General features: G+C 37.6%; 19 protein-coding genes and 1 tRNA gene. 4 read left to right on the forward strand and 16 right to left on the reverse strand.

The genetic code is table 11. The features are described 5' to 3' along the window. Positions 1–31: 31 nt before the first annotated feature. From proB to ACKI5G_RS06840, 16 genes are all read right to left on the reverse strand, one after another. On the reverse strand, positions 32–1156 hold the full coding sequence (gene proB / locus ACKI5G_RS06765) for a glutamate 5-kinase (protein WP_407398838.1): 1125 nt from the start codon (positions 1154–1156) through the stop codon (positions 32–34). Between the two features lie 31 nt (positions 1157–1187). Continuing rightward, positions 1188–1493, reverse strand: a complete 306-nt coding sequence (gene yhbY / locus ACKI5G_RS06770; protein WP_027396234.1) for a ribosome assembly RNA-binding protein YhbY — start codon at positions 1491–1493, stop codon at positions 1188–1190. 14 nt (positions 1494–1507) lie between these two features. Continuing rightward, positions 1508–2797: a GTPase ObgE gene (gene obgE, locus ACKI5G_RS06775; protein WP_027406753.1), complete on the reverse strand. Its 1290-nt coding sequence runs from the start codon at positions 2795–2797 to the stop codon at positions 1508–1510. A 157-nt stretch (positions 2798–2954) separates the two neighbouring features. Beyond that, positions 2955–3248 (reverse strand): 50S ribosomal protein L27, encoded by a 294-nt coding sequence (gene rpmA, locus ACKI5G_RS06780; protein WP_027396236.1) that lies wholly within the window; start codon positions 3246–3248, stop codon positions 2955–2957. 5 nt (positions 3249–3253) lie between these two features. Next, on the reverse strand, positions 3254–3667 hold the full coding sequence (locus tag ACKI5G_RS06785; protein WP_407398842.1) for a ribosomal-processing cysteine protease Prp: 414 nt from the start codon (positions 3665–3667) through the stop codon (positions 3254–3256). 64 nt (positions 3668–3731) lie between these two features. After that, on the reverse strand, positions 3732–4043 hold the full coding sequence (gene rplU, locus ACKI5G_RS06790; RefSeq protein ID WP_027396237.1) for a 50S ribosomal protein L21: 312 nt from the start codon (positions 4041–4043) through the stop codon (positions 3732–3734). Between the two features lie 224 nt (positions 4044–4267). After that, positions 4268–5647, reverse strand: a complete 1380-nt coding sequence (locus ACKI5G_RS06795) for an NCS2 family permease (RefSeq protein WP_407398844.1) — start codon at positions 5645–5647, stop codon at positions 4268–4270. Between the two features lie 144 nt (positions 5648–5791). After that, positions 5792–5880: transfer RNA gene (locus ACKI5G_RS06800), tRNA-Ser, on the reverse strand. A 293-nt stretch (positions 5881–6173) separates the two neighbouring features. Continuing rightward, positions 6174–6530 (reverse strand): hypothetical protein, encoded by a 357-nt coding sequence (locus ACKI5G_RS06805; RefSeq protein ID WP_407398846.1) that lies wholly within the window; start codon positions 6528–6530, stop codon positions 6174–6176. A 109-nt stretch (positions 6531–6639) separates the two neighbouring features. Continuing rightward, a complete protein-coding gene (locus ACKI5G_RS06810; protein WP_407398848.1) occupies positions 6640–6966 on the reverse strand; it encodes a hypothetical protein in 327 nt (108 codons plus the stop codon). Positions 6967–6980: 14 nt separating this feature from the next. Continuing rightward, positions 6981–7943 carry a DNA (cytosine-5-)-methyltransferase gene (gene dcm / locus ACKI5G_RS06815; protein ID WP_407398850.1) on the reverse strand — a complete coding sequence of 321 codons (963 nt, stop codon included), beginning with the start codon at positions 7941–7943 and terminating at the stop codon, positions 6981–6983. A 417-nt stretch (positions 7944–8360) separates the two neighbouring features. Further along, positions 8361–9776: an ArdC family protein gene (locus ACKI5G_RS06820; protein WP_407398852.1), complete on the reverse strand. Its 1416-nt coding sequence runs from the start codon at positions 9774–9776 to the stop codon at positions 8361–8363. Beyond that, a complete protein-coding gene (locus ACKI5G_RS06825) occupies positions 9757–9903 on the reverse strand; it encodes a hypothetical protein (protein WP_407398854.1) in 147 nt (48 codons plus the stop codon). The genes ACKI5G_RS06820 and ACKI5G_RS06825 overlap by 20 nt, the downstream gene beginning before the upstream one ends. Before the next feature lie 13 nt (positions 9904–9916). Next, a complete protein-coding gene (locus tag ACKI5G_RS06830; RefSeq protein ID WP_407398856.1) occupies positions 9917–12169 on the reverse strand; it encodes a DNA topoisomerase 3 in 2253 nt (750 codons plus the stop codon). 17 nt (positions 12170–12186) lie between these two features. Continuing rightward, a complete protein-coding gene (locus ACKI5G_RS06835) occupies positions 12187–12714 on the reverse strand; it encodes a hypothetical protein (protein WP_407398858.1) in 528 nt (175 codons plus the stop codon). Between the two features lie 17 nt (positions 12715–12731). Further along, positions 12732–12980 carry a hypothetical protein gene (locus ACKI5G_RS06840; protein ID WP_407398860.1) on the reverse strand — a complete coding sequence of 83 codons (249 nt, stop codon included), beginning with the start codon at positions 12978–12980 and terminating at the stop codon, positions 12732–12734. A gap of 276 nt (positions 12981–13256) precedes the next feature. Between ACKI5G_RS06840 and ACKI5G_RS06845 the strand changes: the two genes are divergently transcribed. The 4 genes from ACKI5G_RS06845 to ACKI5G_RS06860 form a co-directional block, all read left to right on the forward strand. Then, the gene (locus tag ACKI5G_RS06845) at positions 13257–16100 is read left to right on the forward strand and encodes a MobA/MobL family protein (RefSeq protein WP_407398862.1); all 2844 of its coding nucleotides are present in this window, start codon (positions 13257–13259) and stop codon (positions 16098–16100) included. 21 nt (positions 16101–16121) lie between these two features. After that, positions 16122–16247 carry a hypothetical protein gene (locus ACKI5G_RS06850; protein WP_407398864.1) on the forward strand — a complete coding sequence of 42 codons (126 nt, stop codon included), beginning with the start codon at positions 16122–16124 and terminating at the stop codon, positions 16245–16247. 16 nt (positions 16248–16263) lie between these two features. Continuing rightward, positions 16264–16476, forward strand: a complete 213-nt coding sequence (locus tag ACKI5G_RS06855) for a hypothetical protein (RefSeq protein WP_407398866.1) — start codon at positions 16264–16266, stop codon at positions 16474–16476. A gap of 19 nt (positions 16477–16495) precedes the next feature. Next, positions 16496–16702 (forward strand): hypothetical protein (locus ACKI5G_RS06860; protein ID WP_407398868.1); only part of this gene is annotated, 207 nt, incomplete at its 3' end.

A 16702-nucleotide genomic window follows, 5' to 3' on the forward strand; every position in this document is an offset into this window, starting at 1 on the left:
CCATTACCTCCCTGCTAACTGGTGGTAAACCTTAAATCATAAGGACCATATTATCCCTATGAATAACCTCATCATGGTCATTGTCCGGAATAAGAGCTTTAAACTCCTCAGTTTTTAGGCCCTTAATCTTCTCCAGATCATTTCTGTCAAAATTAATGACTCCACGGGCAATCTCTTGATAGTCCTCGGTCAATACCCGCACTGTATCACCAATGGTATATTCTCCCTCAGATTGTTTAATACCTGCTGCCAGCAAGCTGGACCCTGATTTTAAGGCCCTTACACAGCCTGCATCCACTACCAGATCGCCGCTGATACGCTTTCCAAAGGCCAGCCAGCCCTTTCGTGCCTTTAAGTGAGCTTCCTTTGGCGGAAATACTGTTCCCACATTTTCGCCATCAATAATACGACGAACTATACCCTTTTCACTGCCAGAAGCAATACACATGGTAACTCCTGAAGCCGTGGCAATTTTGGCCGCCTCAATCTTGGTGGACATACCGCCAGTTCCCATGGAAGAGCCTGCTCCCCCGGCAATCTGCTCAATATGAGGAGTAATTTCCTTTATCTCACTAATAAGCGTAGCCGATGGGTCCTTGGAAGGATTTCCCGTATATACCCCGTCAATATCAGATAAGATAATAAGCAAATCTGCATCCACCAGTGATGCTACCATAGCAGAAAGGTTATCGTTATCTCCAATCTTTACTTCATCCACAGCTACTGCATCATTTTCGTTAATGATAGGTACCACGCCCATTTTAAGCATAGTGAGAAGTGTATTGCGTGAGTTATTGTACTGCTTGTGCTGCACATAATTATCGCGGGTCAAAAGCACCTGCCCCGCCACCTGGCCATATTCAGCAAATAGCTTATCGTATATGTGCATGAGCATTCCCTGACCAACCGCAGCCAACGCCTGCTTCTCCTTCACCCCGGAGGGGCGTTCGCTCAGGCCCATACGAACTACACCCGCACCAATGGCACCGGAGGAAACAAGAATAACATCCTTACCCTGGCTGGAAAGATCTGCCAGCTCACGGACCAGCTGCTCTATTCTGTAAAGGTTAAGCTTGCCGTTATCATAAAGGAGAGTGCTTGTACCCACCTTCACCACAATGCGGCTGGCGCTTTTTATATGCTCACGAGTCTCCATACCTAAACCTCACTTTATTTTGCCAGCCAAATTATTTTGGCAGCTCAATTTTAGGGGAATCGAAATTACGCTTAAACAAAAGACCGTTATGACCAATAATCTGAACCAGATCAGAATTGGTACGCTCTGCCAGCATGGTGATAGCAGATTCAGGATCATCCATGCAATTCTGAAGGACACGTACTTTCACCAGCTCACGCTTCTTGATAGCCTCTGCGGCGGACTGGACCACTGTAGGGCTTACTCCTTCCTTGCCAATCATAACCACCGGATCCATGGTCATGCCCATGGAACGCAGAAATCTCTTCTGCTTGCCGGTTAATGTATTCTTTATCATATATAGTTATCTCCTTAATCCCGATACTCAAATTCCATTTCGCCGATTCTTACAGTATTGCCTTCCTTAATACCACGCTCAATGAGCTTCTTGTCAATACCCTTTATTCGCCAAATATACTGGAAGCGTCTGATGGCCTCATCATTACCGAAATTGGTCATGGCCACCAGCTTGTTAAGTGACTTGGAGCTTACAATGAAATCACCTGCATCATTACGGGTAATGGTCACCTTATCAGGATCCTCTTCCTTGGCATCATATACTTTAACGCCCTCTTCCACATCCGGCTCCTCAACATACTCGTCAAGAACCTGGGCCACACGCTGGATAAGCTCCTTGGTACCCTGACGGGTAGCTGCAGAAATAGGGAATATTTCAATACCCTCTTTCTCCGCCAATTCCTTAAGACGCTCAAAGTTTTCCTGAGCTCCCGGCAAATCCATCTTGTTGGCCGCCAAAATCTGTGGACGACGGGCAATTTTTTCGCTATAAATCTTCAGCTCTTTATTAATCTTATAGTAATCCTCAACAGGATCACGGCCTTCCACACCGGAAGCATCCACGATATGAACAATAACCTTGGTACGTTCTACATGGCGAAGGAAATCGTGACCAAGGCCAACACCCTCGGATGCACCGTCAATAAGACCAGGAATATCTGCCATTACAAAGGTTCGCTCATCATCAATATCACCAACACTTACAACACCCAATACAGGGGTAATGGTGGTAAAATGATATTCGGCAATCTCTGGACGGGCTGCGGACACAGCAGCCACCAGACTGGATTTACCCACACTTGGATAACCTACCAGCCCCACATCAGCCAGCAGCTTCAGCTCCAAAATCAGATTACGGCTTTCACCAGGCTCGCCCAGCTCAGCAAAGGTTGGGGCACGATTTGCACTATTGGCAAATTTGGCATTACCGCGTCCACCACGGCCACCCTTGGCAATAACAGCCTCCTGGCCAATCTCTGTAAGATCCGCCAAGATTTCTCCAGTATCAGCATCCTTTACCAGAGTACCCTGAGGAACCTTCACGATACAAGGAGGCGCATTATGACCATACTGATTCTTAATATCGCCATTTTCACCGTTCTTACCCTGGAATTTTCTGTGATAGCGGAAATCCAGCAAGGTATTCATATTATTATCAACAACAAAGACAATATCAGCACCACGGCCACCATCACCGCCGGATGGACCGCCCTTGGCAACAAATTTCTCACGCCGGAAAGCTGACTTGCCGTTACCACCGTTGCCGGCAGTAACCTTTATGGTAGTTCTATCTATAAACTGCATAAGCCTCTCCTTAATAAAAGTGACCCAAAGTGATGTATAAAAAGCTGGTATTGTATACCAATGCCAGCTTTTTATACATTACTCAATTTAATCAATCAAATAAGCAAATAATAAAATATACCTGCGCCTATGTGAAGACGCAGGTATTTTCTACTAATTACATAGCAGCTTCGTCAACTGCATAAACGCTAACCTGACGGTTATAACGACCCTTGCGCTCGAAAGCTACACGGCCATCAATCTTAGCGAACAGGGTATCATCCTTACCAATACCAACATTGGTACCTGGGTGGAAATGAGTTCCACGCTGACGAACCAAAATGCTGCCTGCAGTTACAACGGTGCCAGCCTGCTCCTTAACACCAAGACGCTTTGCCTCAGAGTCACGGCCGTTACGGGTGCTGGACACACCTTTCTTATGTGCGAAAAGCTGTAAATCAAAAGTGAACATTAACATTACACCTCCTGATCCTGTTGAATCTCAAAAATGTGCACCCCGTCGAGATCATTCTCTCGGATTCGTTCATCATAGATGTCATAAAGTCCAATAAGCATTGTCTCTAATAGTGCATCAGTTATATCATCGAGGTCAGTAGTAAGCCTTACCTGTAAGTCACCTGGCGCAACCTTATACTTAAGATAAGCAGATAAGCTCTCCGGATTGCTCCTGGAAAGATTATGAAGCCGCATGAAGTGCTCACCCAAGCCCTTTAACGTAGTCTGTGCCAACACGGAAACGCCTGCACACACAATGCTACTCCCACGCTGACCATGATGGCCAGCAACGGTGTAACCGAAAATTCTGTCCTCTTTATTGCGGTAAACGGTAATTTCGATGCCACCGTCCACCTTCTGTCTGTCACGTCTCATAGGAAATACCAACAACAATAAATGCCATACAACGACTAACAGAACTAAAAGTCATTGCTTACGATTAAGCCTCGATCTTCTCGATAACAACCTTAGTGAATGGCTGACGATGGCCCTGACGCTTGCGGTAGTTGGACTTAGCCTTGTACTTGAATACCAGGATCTTCTTGTCCTTGCCCTGAGCTTCTACTTTAGCAGTAACCTTCGCACCTTCAACAACTGGCTTGCCAACAACAACCTCGTTATCCTTTACAACAGTCAGAACCTGATCAAAGGTAACAGCCTCGCCCTCAGCAGCCTCAATCTTCTCAACAGTAATAACATCGCCTTCAGCAACTTTATACTGCTTGCCACCAGTCTTGATAATTGCGTACATTCATTTACACCTCCCTATAATTTACTCGCCAATTACGGTACAGCCTAGCTGTTTACAAGAACCTCACTGTGCGGTTTGGGAAAGCGCATACCTATTGCGCTTACGTTTAAATATACTACCATAAAGCCCATACTTAGTCAACAAAAAAATAGCATGGAAATCGCTAAAATTCCCATGCCATTTCATAATTAAAAATTGAAGCCATTAACGGCAAAATGCTGTCATTAAACGTAAATGTATTTTAATATGAAGATAACAGCCAAAATATACATTACTGGGCTAATGGATTTCTTTTTGAAATCACCGGACAACACATTGATTACCACATAGGAAATGAAGCCCATAGCAATACCCTCAGAAATGGAGTACATAAATACCATGGTTACAGTGGCAATATAAGCAGGGAATGCCTCAGTAAGATCAGTAAAATCGATTTTGGTAAGGGAGCTTACCATAAGGAAACCTACTACTATCAGAGCAGGTGCAGTAGCAAATGCAGGGATTGTAAGGAACAATGGTGCCAGGAACAAGCTCAGAACAAAGAGGCCTGCTACAGTCCATGCAGTAAGACCAGTACGACCACCAGCACTTACACCAGCAGAGCTCTCTACATAGGTAGATACAGTGGAAGTACCAAGCATAGCACCAATAGAGGTAGCCATGGAATCTGCCAGAAGGGCGCCCTTTATATTAGGAAGGCGACCATCCTTGTCCAGCATGTCGGCCTTGGAAGCAACACCAATGAGAGTTCCAAGAGTATCAAAAAGATCTACAAACATAAAGGCCAGAATAACAGTGAGGAAGTTAAAGCTCCAGATACCGGAGAAATCAACCTGCATAAGAGTAGGTGAAAGATCCGGAATACTGATTCCCTTGGAAAAATCAGGAATAGTAGAAAACATACCCAACTCCGGATTAGGAATATAAAGGCCTGTAACCTCACAAATCATACCAAGAATCCATGTAAAGAGAATACCCCAAAGAATATCACCAGGAACCTTCTTATGAATGAGAACAGCAATCACCAAAATACCAATTAAGGCAAGTACAGCACCAATACCAGTGGTATAGAAAGTGCCATCAGCCAGAGAAGATTTAAATGGAAAAATTGAAACCAGGGTAGGGCTATCAACCACCAGCTTAGCACTCTGCATACCGATAAAAGCAATGAAAAGTCCAATACCGGCAGTAACACCCATTTTCAGTGAGGTTGGCACACAGTTGAAAATTGCCTCTCTCACCTTGGTAAGGGACAATATAAGGAAAATAAATCCTTCAATAAATACAGCAGCCAAAGCCACCTGCCAGGAATAACCCATAGCACCACATACAGTAAATGCAAAAAAGGCATTCAGGCCCATACCAGGTGCCAGTGCAAAAGGATAGTTGGCAAAAACAGCCATAAAGATAGTACCGATGGCAGAACCAATAGCTGTAGCAACAAACACAGCACCAGCATCCATACCAGTGGTGGAAAGAATACCAGGGTTAACTGCCAAGATGTAAGCCATTGTCATAAAGGTGGTAAGACCAGCAACCATTTCAGTGCGGACAGTGGTACCATTTTCCTTCAAATGAAACAGCTTCTCGAGAGTTTCACTCATTTTTCATCCTCCTAAAAAATAATAAAGAAAAAACATCTATATTATACCTTAAGCAGTAATAAAAAACTATATAATTCTATATTTTATGCATAAAAATACATAAAAAAAGAACCTTCAGATTACTCCAAAAGTTCAAATATACAATGGCGGAGCAGAGAGGATTCGAACCTCCGCAGCCTTGCGACCCTAACGATTTAGCAAACCGTCCTCTTCAGCCTCTTGAGTACTGCTCCAAATCATATTAAAAACAAAAATGGCAGGGGCAGTCCGAACCATGTATAATGTACAACCATAGTAAGGTCTTTCTTATAACAGGTTTCAAAACATACCGTGTCGGTTAACCCGCCAACAATTGATAGTATACTTAAAACCATTATATATGTCAAGCATAATTATTATGCAATAATTTTATATTTATTTCTTTCCTTATTATATATGTTCCAAAATTTTCTAATATTTTGGAGTTATTTTTTTACACCATGTATCCATTTAATAAAATTACCGAGTACTGCTTTCTTTCCTTATTTTAAAGAATTTCATTATTAAATATCCTAAGATCATCCAAAAATTTATCACGTAAAAGAAGTTTATTTATAACTATTGGATTTTTAAAATTACAACTCCAACAATTTATTCCACTACAGGCCCTGCGTATATAATCATTACTAAAACCAGTATTGAGCATTTCTAACAACATTAGTACCGGATCTTTAAGTAAGTATGTCTTATACATATAGTAATGTAATACATAACCACTTTCTCTTGCAGAAAGCTCATTTTCCTTAGAAGCTAACAAACACATATATTTTGCAGCTGTCCCTTTGCCAATCATATCTTTTATTACATCCAAAGTTTCAAACTCAAAAGAGTTCTCCATATTCATCTTAATCGTCCTCCTCTACTTTTTATGTTTGTTATTTTTTTCTTTGATAAATATATTATGGCTATATGTTTCTAAGTCTTGGATACTCGTCAATTAAGAGTACACGCCCTTACTTCTTGCTACCTAGTATCTCATTTAACTTTATAGCCTCTTTAATTGTAGGAGCATATTTATTAACAAAACGATTATTTTCAATTGTTACATATCCAGGCTTCCACTGCATATTCTCTTCATCATATAACATATCGAAAGCCTTATTTTCCTTGTCATTAGTGAAAACGTATACTTCCCTTATAGGAATTTCAAATAAAGTCCAATCCGATGACATTTCGTAGCCATCTTTTATCATGGCATTAATTAACTCTTTCCCTAAATGATAGTTATGTTCATCGAATGTCCCCATAATTCTTTTTACTAACTCAATGTTATTTTTCATTTTCAAGATTCCTCCTATGCAGATTGTATATCTGCCAATAATACTTCAAACATTGCTTCAAATATTGGAACCGGAATACTGTTTCCAGCTTGTTTATAAAGCACGTTATTTTTATATCCTTTTCGTCCTGGATTAGCAGCAAGAGCTGCTGCGAAATCAGAATCAGTATATCCTTGCAAACGCCAACATTCCTTTTCAGTTAGAAGTCTATACTGGCCATTTTGGCGTTTGATGATGCCAGCGTTAGGGCAACGATCCTGATATGTTGTAATCGTGAATACCATATTTTTTATTATAGAAAGTTTATTTAGCGGAGCATTATCATAATTCTCCGGATCTATACAACGAAGCATACTTGGGCTTACTATAGTGTATTTGTCTTCAACCTCTTCATCTGGCTGGAGATAATCCCATACGCTATTCATTGGTTTTTTCTGCATGGCCGAAAAATCAAATTTTTTTCCAAAACAGGATACTGTAAAATACCGCTGCCTTGCCTGAGGTATTCCAAAATCCCTAGCATCCAGTAATTCATACGCATTTGTATAACCCATATTTTCCATCTCAGTGAGATATTTTTCATGGTTATGTTTCATGTGCTTGCTACGCACATTTTTAACATTTTCCCAAATAACTATTTTTGGCTTCCACACACCCATATTACGAATAATATTAATAGTTTCCCACATCAAACTGGATCTTGTCCCTGAATTGATGTCAGCCCCTTTTTGCTTACCAGCAACGGAAAAATCCTGACATGGTGAGCCGTGAATTAAAATATCAGGCTTCAGGTTCCAACCACATACAGTCTGCTTTTTATAATCCAAGTCATTTTTAAAAATTGAATTATAAGATTTAACCGCATTCTGGTCTATTTCTACATAATCAATTGCTTTAATTGGAATCCCTAGATTTCTAAGAGCAATGCGAGGGCTTCCAATTCCACCAAATAACTCCAATATTTGTATTGGTTTCATAATTACATCTCCAAAATATTATTTTAATAAATATAAATATCATCAAGACTAAAATAGTTTGATGCAATCATGCCTTGTTCAATCAATATTTCTTTCATGTATTCCCCATAAGTTTTCATAATGCATGACCTCTTTGTATCAAACTTTTTTAAACCTTGATATTACTAGGGTTACAAGGCCCAATAGCTAACCTTATTGTAACCCTATAATAAAAGTTTCTGTTTAGAACAGGAATGCAGCGCAATATGATATTCTCTACCTATGCTCTTTGAAGCCTTTGTTTGTCTGCATTTGGAGTATTCAGCCTCATCATAAGTTATCTTTGCATTAGAATTAATACAATCAGTGAAAGGACATGAAAAACAACTTTGGGGAGGACTGCATATAAAATCCAATTTACTCATTGATACCGACCTCTTATCTACCCATACTCTTTTCTTGAGCCATTTTAAGAATCTGTTTTTTATCAGCCTCCAAGAATTCAGGGTTTACATTGCTAAATTTTTGTCTGGACATAGCGAGATAAAATTTTTCTCGCATTTCCGCAAGCTGACTTCTGTCAACTTCTTTTGGCTCTTTTGTTAAAGCAGATTCCTTGATTTCCTCCAGGGTCTTACATATCTTATCAATGGTCTTGTCATTAAACTCATGCTTCTTCATTGCCTGACGGAAGGTTCCTATTATCCTGTCTGGAAAATTATCAAACCCTTTAGGTTTTTCATAATCCTTATACCCAGAGAAATCTCTAACCATCCAACAAGCTTCCTGCAATTGCTGGGTAATTGGAATGTATTCCATTTCCATAATTTTTCCCTGAAGAAAATCATGAGCTTCTTCAGCATATTTTACCACTTCAAACAGGAATTTAGGATCTTCCTTCAAGGATTTCAACCAGCTTTGCAAATATGCTGCATTCTGAGAAAGATTAACCGGAACATTTGATGATATGGACAAGAAAACTGATGATAATTCTGCAACCAATTCCTCACGGGCATAATTATTTGACCCAAAAGTTCCACTCAGATCACGTTTCAATCTCTTAGAGCTGCCAGTCCAATGTGTCAGCTCATGCATCAAGGTTCCATAATAATCTTCAAGCCGTTCAAAATGCTCCCGAACCGGAACATGAATCTCATCCGTAGATGGACGGTAAAATGCTCTATCAATTTTTTCTTCTATTATAATAGCCTCTGAAGCTGCCAATATCTGTTCAGCCTTTTCATAGATTTCGTCATGATTATATGTCTGTATTTCACATTCCGGTATTGGTGATGGATCAGCCTTATAATCACGTTTTGGCATCAACTGCTTGGATTTTATTCCAGTAAAAGGATCCTCAATTTCTTCTTCCACCATTATTTTATTTCCGCTTTCATCCAATAATAATGGGTAAACACAGAGATCCTTTGCATGATAAACTGGAAAAAAACCACGCCCATAAACAATTTTGTAGTCACTTTCTTTATCTTCATCCGTACCAAATTTTTCATCAAATGCCTTGTCTTTATCTGTTTTTTCAACTTTTTTAGTCCAGGCTTGATACAGAGTACAGGCTGAAGCTTCTTTTCTGATAGACCAGCCTTGAGATTTCAAATTTTTAAATGTGAAAAATCTAGGATCCTGACTATTATTTTCTTGCATTTTTATATGCATAAGAAATTGATTAAATGGACTATATTTGTATTTTGTCAATCCATTATGAGGTGGAGGCATCGGAATCCAAGGCTTGTGCCAAGGCAGCTCACCTTTTTCCATATGCGTTATAAGCTGTTCAACAATTTTATCGACTTTACTCTTTTCAATAGCTGTTTTTCTATAAGCTCTCTTCGCCATCGTCCTCTAGCTCCTTAATCTCATCATCATCTTCATCAGCATGTGCAAAACCGCCAAGAATGGCATCACAATAATCACATACAGGCACTTCAACCTCAAGTAACTCATCTTTTCTAGGATCATTCATTGATAAAACCTCCTTAATTTTTAATATCAGGCTTTCCATTTTTATCTGAAAATGTTGCCGTACATTCATTAGAATAACAGGCCCAGAACGGACCGTTCTTGCCCTTGATTTTTTTAAGATAACTCTTCTTACATTTAGGACATTCAATAATAAATGGCAAATCTTTAACATTAGGGAACGTGGTTTTGCATTCTTTGTTGCTGCATCCCCAGAATTTACTTCCCTGGTAATTAATTAATCTCAATTTACCATCATTACATATAGGACACGGATAATCCGGCAGATCCTTTTTAGGAGACAGATCCGGGCTACCCTTAACATCCTGGGCAGTAAATTTACATTCTGGATACTTGCTGCATCCCCAGAAAAAGCCTTTAGGGCCTTTTCTTCTACGCAGCGGTGACTGACAATTTGGACACTTATATTCCTTCCCAGAAGAAGCTATTTCTTTTTTGGCAATGCCATTAATAATTGATTTTATTGCCTCGACCTGAGAATCAATAAATTGATCTACTGTATATTCATTATTTAATATCCCAGAAAGTTTATTCTCCCATAGAGCAGTACTATCAGGATAAAGAAATGATTCAGGTAAATTATCAAAGAACAATTCAGCTTTCTCAGTAGGATAAAAAACATTTTTCTTTAATATTAAATATCCACGATTCTGTAACCCTTCAATGATTGATGCCCTGGTGGCCTCAGTTCCAATACCGGAACATTCCTTTAATTGAACCTTTAAATTTTCATCCTTAACAAATTTGAATATTTCTTTCATCGCTTTCAGTAATGTAGAAGGATTAAATCTTGTCGGTGGCTTTGTAGTGGAAGTATCAACTATAGATAAAGAATGGACTACAGAATCATTCTCCTTCACAGGAGGAAGCTGGTTATCTTCCTTATCCGGTATATCCTCATCTGGATCAGCCAAATAAAGAACCTTCCATCCTGCATCTATAATCTGTTTACCATTACCTACAAAGATTTCATCAAGTGCTGAAATCACCACCTGAGTTGCTTCATATACATGCGCTGGGTAAAATTGTGAAATATAATTAAGGCAAACCATCGAATAAAGATTCTTTTCTTCTTCAGAAAGAATCGCATAATCTGCTTTTTGTTTTGTTGGTATAATTGCATGATGGGCAGTAATTTTTTTATCATTCCATGCTTTACTTTTAATTGAAGTATCAGCCTTGGAGACAAATTCAGATACGCCTTCTATATCGAGCTTTTTAATATTTCCTAGAATTTCATTTGCATCTGCAAACTGATTTTCAGGTAAATAATCACAGTCACTTCTTGGATAAGAAGTATATTTCTTCTCATAAAGGCTCTGCATTACATCCAAAACTTTTTGCGGAGTATACTTATATTTTTTCCCGGCAGCAATCTGTAATGCGGATAATGAAAAAGGCAGATGTGGCTGCTCTTTTTTTGTTTTGGTTTCAATTTTTTGAATAACACCGCTGGCATTACTCAAAGAAAGTTTTAAATTATCCGCATATTCTCTTTTTATTAAACGACCTTCTGAATCGGTTCCCTCCTGCTCTTCTTTCATTTTCCAATAAGTATTAATGAAACCTTTATCATTATTCCAGACAACCTTTAAAACATAATAATCAACAGGCTTGAAATTTTTGATTTCACGTTCTCTACGAACAACCAGCGACATGGTTGGAGTCTGAACCCGACCAAATGAAAAAACTCCCATGGATAAACCTTCAAGTTTTTTTGAATATGCTCTGGTCAAATTCATACCAACTAACCAATCGGCCCTGCTCCGGGCTAATGCAGAATTTCTTAAACTAATAAATTCACTATTATCTTTAATATGCTCCAAAGCATATTTAACAGATGTATCATCCAGAGCATTTAAAAGAATTCTTTTTACAGGTTTTTTACATCCAATATATGAAATTACCTCATCCACAAGAAGCTGACCTTCACGATCCGGATCACCGGCATTAACAATTTCATCAGCACTGTTAACCAATTTTTTTAGCACAAAGAATTGCTTTTTACATGAATCAGTAATTTTTAATTTCCAGTCTGAAGGGATAATAGGTAAGTCAGCTATATCCCATTTTTTGAATTTCGCATCGTAATCCTCCGGTGCACAAAGAGAAAGAATATGTCCAAAACACCATGAAACGATAACCTTACCATCATGAATTGAAATATAACCTTCACAGGTTTTACCTTCACCAATATTGGATGCAATTGCTCTTGCCAAAGAAGGTTTTTCCGCAATAAATAGCTGCATTACCTCACCCCCAAATTTTACATTTCAGGCATTCCCGGAATATTATTTGAACCAAAACGGTTCATCAATTCTGCCTTAACATCATCAGATTTGGAAGAAAAAGGTTCTGCTTTTTCAACAAAAGTCATCCCCTTTTTCTCCGGTTCTGGAGAAGCATCAGCTATTTTTTTATCATTTTTTTCTGCTAACTTATCATCAATAACAGGATTTGTTTTTTCGGAATCAGAAGAAATCGTTGTAGATTTATTCTTAGTAAAATCTACATAATCATCTATTAATTCCTTGGAAAGGGTTACACCTTTTTCCGCAGCATACGCAGAAATTTCTAAAGAATTAAGCACCTCACTAATAGTTTCATCAGTAATGGTATAATTCATATCTTCCAATTTTGGAATTAATTCACTGCAAAAGACTTCTAGCCGTTTTGCACGTAAGCCTTCGATTTTGCCCTTAAAATCAGCAGCTTTATTTAGAGCATCCTGCCGCTTTTTTTCCAGCTCCTGAATTTGAGTATCTAAATTTTTGCTAATCTTTTTCTTTGCCATTTTAAAAATCCTCCACCTTATTCTTCATGTTTAATTAAAATATGTTCCATATTATCTTTTAATAACTGGATCACTTTTTCTTTGTCATACCGATCTAAAATTCCAAGTTCTTCAAAAATTCGACCAGCTTCTAGCACTTCATGAAAGTGCTTTTTTTTTTTCATATTTTTGATTACAGAAGATAAAACTGCATTTTCCCTTCTGCAAATCCTGGATTGATTTTCTAATTTTTCAATCAATCTATTCGTTTTACTAAGTTCACTCATATGTATCACCTACAGATAATTATAGGTTACAAAGTATTCTTAATGTAAAAAACTGCCATCGATGGCAAGCATGTGTCAGCTTTTTACCCGTTAAAATGTGCTATGATTAATTAGAGATGTTCACTTAGGTGTTTCTCGGTAGAAACACAGTGAATTTGCCCAAAATGGGCAAAAACCATATGTCGTATTTACACATACACATATTTTTGCCAATCGCATTCGCTCATTGAACTGCGTTGCAGTTGATGAAATTAGACCGCCTATGAGGATATTAAAATGGCCAGCTATCATTTAAGAGTAAAAACCAGTTCAAAAAAACATCAAAAAGATACGAACTCCTTGGAGCATTTGGATTACATTGCCAGAAAAGGTAAATATAAAAAAATTGAGCAAAATGAAATACATCAGATGGATGAAAATTACATCCAATCTGACGTATGGAACAGAGAATTTCCTGATATAAGTACTCTATTATACCGTAGCGGCTTCGGAGATATTTATTTATCTCCGAAAGGAATCCAGGTTACAGACGATGCAAATATTCAAACAATATATCTTGCACTGGAGCTTGCAAAAGAAATATTTGCAGGAGAAATATCCCTTAATGGCAATCAAAAATTTTTGGCAAAAACCGTCATAGCTGCTGCACAAGGAGAATTAAATCTCTCTTTTAAGGAGCAGCATATACAAAATTTTTATCAGAAGGAGCAAGAAAAATATGGACAACTCAGAAGCCTTGGAGAAAGAGATAAGCGAAATAACTTCACAGATTACGACTCCATTTTCCAGCAATACACTGAACGAGATAGCTCAACAATCTTCTCTGAACCATCTATTACCTCCCCAGGAAATGATTTGTCAATACTGTCCAGCAGCAGTATGGATGCTGGTAAATTACAAGCTGACATGTATATGCAGCGCAATGCTGATGAAAATAGTTTACCGTACAGAGGAAAAGAAATTCATTCAGAGTTGCGACCGCTATTATCAGATTCAACAACAAGAAAATCCACTCAATTCATTATTCCAGAGTATAGAAAACGCAGCCTCAAAGAAGCTGCAAGAAGAATAATATACAAAATAGATAATGAACTTAATGTAGAAGATGCAATCTCACATTTGGAATATATTAACCGGGAAAAAGCATTCAAAAAACGGGGGGGTTGTCTTTATACAGGGCATCACTTGCCAAAATGGGCTAAGAACGATCCTCATATTTTTTTCAAAGAATTGGAAATAAATGAAAGACGTAATGCCAACATATACAAAGAGCTTGAATTGAATTTACCGAATGAACTTACCTTTGAGCAACAAATGGAAATCATTAATGAATTTCTGGAAATGCATTTTAAAAATCATTATTATACCTTTGCTTTCCACCAAAAGATTGGAAATTTAAGCGAAGGAATACTTCATCCCCACGTTCATTTAATGTTTTGTGAAAGAGAAATTGACGATTATGAAAGGGAACATGAACGGCCACCAGAGCAGTTTCCACGAAGACATAATCCAAAACATCCAGAAAAAGGAGGCTGCGGAAAACCGGCACATTGGAGTGGAAAATACTATCAGAAAGTAAAACATCTGATAAAAATACGTAAAGATTTTGCTGACATCCAAAACAAAATTTTGAAAAAGTATGGACATAATGTAACGGTAGATGAAAGAACATTATTTGCTCAGAGAATTGAAGCCCTGGCAAAAGGAGATTACGAAAAGGCTGAAGAACTAAACCGACCAGCTGAACAGACAATTCCGCTGGCAAAAGCATTGAACGAAAACAGTCCTGAAGTAAAAGCACTAAAAAAATTTAGAAAAAATAGGGCTGAAATAAAGAAAAATCAAAATGCTGTAAAGTTTTTTAAGAACCAGATTGAAATTACTGATATGGAAATTATGATCAATCAATCCATGGGAAATTTGTCCGACCTGAAGAACAAGTTTAATAAAGATTTCAATGAAATTACTGAAGAATTAGCCAAATATAAAGAGCTTATAAAAGATAAAAAATCCCATGTTCCTGATTTACTCATGGAAAAAGCTGACCCTGAGATAAAAAAGACTTGGGAAAACATAAAAAAATTAGCTGCCAACAAACGGGCCAATCTGGAGATAATCAATGATATTGATTACATTAACTTACATGATGTAGCCCTGGCAGATAATACTAAAATCAACCAAAAAATTGCTGAATTGGCCAAAATTGTTCGTCCATATTTTCAAAAACAGAACCATATAAATAATTTTTCGGAATTCAATCAGGCTAATTCCAAGCTGATTGAAAGTAAAAATAAAATTGTTTATCTAAAGGATAAACTGCAAGAAAAACACAAAAATCTACTGTTGGATAACGGTGAAAGCATCATAAATGATAGTAAAACCGTTTCATTTAATGACCTTCTCCAGTTCATTTCCAAGGAATTAGAGAAAAAACAACAGGAAATTATTGATGCGGAAAATCAAAATGATGAATATTCCAAAGCAAAAATCAGTGAAAAAAGAGCCTATGTTATGGCTCAAAACAAATATTCAAAGGGTTTATTAAAAAAAATCAATACCGACATTCAAGACCAAAAAAAGCTACAGAAAAAAATACAGGCTTTAAAAGAAAGACGGGATAGAACCCTTGTACACTCCGAGCAGATGAAAATTGATAATGCAATAACCAAAATGCAGCAAAGCTTCAAAGAAAAAAATATTGAGATAGAGCGTGACAAAGCTACCTTTCAAAAGATGTGCTCAACTGATAATGCTAAAGCAAAAATCAATCAAATAATGCTGGGAATAATCCGGGCAAACAAAAAGCAGCTGCAAAAAATGGCAGCTGCTGGAACCAAAATAGCTGATCTGCATAAAGAAAAAGAGACTTTATCTAGCCAGCAAAAGAAGCTTAATTCTTTAAAAGGCCAGTACGCCGGAAAATCTAAATTCGCATTAACAGATTTTAATAATTCACACTTTGCCCACTACCCTACTCCAGTTCGAAATGAAAAAGGCATCATTGATGCCTTATGTGGAGATGTGGTTGCAGCTGCACTTACAATGCATATTGAAGAAGATAAAAAAGATTGGAGATTTTTATCTGTATTTGAACGTGACCGTCTCATGAATGAGCTATAATTAATGGAGGTATAAAGAACAATGGAAAAATTAAAAAAATTTGTAGAAAACAATGCAATGTTTGTAATTATTTGGATGGGATGGTTAGTAGTAATTGGATTAGCCTGGTATTATTGGTTACAGTATAAAGAGCAAATCGGTTTATGAAAAGGATGGTATATAAATGAGAAAGCCCCAACCACACGATATTGTATGGATAAACCACAAAAAATATTATATTTCCATGGCATTTGATACCCATTGCCAGGTAACTGCTGAAGCAGATTACAACGATTTTAAAATCGTTTTGTATGAAAATATTCGTTTCGGGGAGTTTAAAAAAGATGGAGAAGTTATACTGGTGGGTGATGTAATCAACCCGGAATTACTGCTATAAAAGAATGGAGGCTTTTAAAATGGATTCCATTGACTTAACGAAGAAAGATAAAATTGTAACTATTACATTTCATTTTTCCACTCTTATGTTTATTTTTGCAATTTTATTATTCTACTCAACTATATTAAATGAATATATGGGAATAAAGTTAGGACTGATGATATTAAGTGGAATTGTATTTCTGATTCCCCTCTTGTTTTTTTCAAAAAATATATATACTATTATT

It is taken from the genome of Anaerovibrio sp. (assembly GCF_045637405.1).
Lineage (GTDB): Bacteria > Bacillota > Negativicutes > Selenomonadales > Selenomonadaceae > Anaerovibrio.

What these genes read in the sequence shown, in the direction of transcription:
- obgE (WP_027406753.1), bottom strand. Translation starts at nt 2,797, where the DNA reads ATGCAGTTTATAGATAGAACTACCATAAAGGTTACTGCCGGCAACGGT.
- ACKI5G_RS06820 (WP_407398852.1), bottom strand. Translation starts at nt 9,776, where the DNA reads ATGGCGAAGAGAGCTTATAGAAAAACAGCTATTGAAAAGAGTAAAGTC.
- rpmA (WP_027396236.1), bottom strand. Translation starts at nt 3,248, where the DNA reads ATGTTCACTTTTGATTTACAGCTTTTCGCACATAAGAAAGGTGTGTCC.
- ACKI5G_RS06785 (WP_407398842.1), bottom strand. Translation starts at nt 3,667, where the DNA reads ATGAGACGTGACAGACAGAAGGTGGACGGTGGCATCGAAATTACCGTT.
- dcm (WP_407398850.1), bottom strand. Translation starts at nt 7,943, where the DNA reads ATGAAACCAATACAAATATTGGAGTTATTTGGTGGAATTGGAAGCCCT.
- ACKI5G_RS06795 (WP_407398844.1), bottom strand. Translation starts at nt 5,647, where the DNA reads ATGAGTGAAACTCTCGAGAAGCTGTTTCATTTGAAGGAAAATGGTACC.
- ACKI5G_RS06840 (WP_407398860.1), bottom strand. Translation starts at nt 12,980, where the DNA reads ATGAGTGAACTTAGTAAAACGAATAGATTGATTGAAAAATTAGAAAAT.
- ACKI5G_RS06855 (WP_407398866.1), top strand. Translation starts at nt 16,264, where the DNA reads ATGAGAAAGCCCCAACCACACGATATTGTATGGATAAACCACAAAAAA.
- ACKI5G_RS06825 (WP_407398854.1), bottom strand. Translation starts at nt 9,903, where the DNA reads ATGAATGATCCTAGAAAAGATGAGTTACTTGAGGTTGAAGTGCCTGTA.
- ACKI5G_RS06845 (WP_407398862.1), top strand. Translation starts at nt 13,257, where the DNA reads ATGGCCAGCTATCATTTAAGAGTAAAAACCAGTTCAAAAAAACATCAA.
- rplU (WP_027396237.1), bottom strand. Translation starts at nt 4,043, where the DNA reads ATGTACGCAATTATCAAGACTGGTGGCAAGCAGTATAAAGTTGCTGAA.
- ACKI5G_RS06805 (WP_407398846.1), bottom strand. Translation starts at nt 6,530, where the DNA reads ATGAATATGGAGAACTCTTTTGAGTTTGAAACTTTGGATGTAATAAAA.
- ACKI5G_RS06810 (WP_407398848.1), bottom strand. Translation starts at nt 6,966, where the DNA reads ATGAAAAATAACATTGAGTTAGTAAAAAGAATTATGGGGACATTCGAT.
- yhbY (WP_027396234.1), bottom strand. Translation starts at nt 1,493, where the DNA reads ATGATAAAGAATACATTAACCGGCAAGCAGAAGAGATTTCTGCGTTCC.
- proB (WP_407398838.1), bottom strand. Translation starts at nt 1,156, where the DNA reads ATGGAGACTCGTGAGCATATAAAAAGCGCCAGCCGCATTGTGGTGAAG.
- ACKI5G_RS06850 (WP_407398864.1), top strand. Translation starts at nt 16,122, where the DNA reads ATGGAAAAATTAAAAAAATTTGTAGAAAACAATGCAATGTTTGTAATT.
- ACKI5G_RS06835 (WP_407398858.1), bottom strand. Translation starts at nt 12,714, where the DNA reads ATGGCAAAGAAAAAGATTAGCAAAAATTTAGATACTCAAATTCAGGAG.
- ACKI5G_RS06830 (WP_407398856.1), bottom strand. Translation starts at nt 12,169, where the DNA reads ATGCAGCTATTTATTGCGGAAAAACCTTCTTTGGCAAGAGCAATTGCA.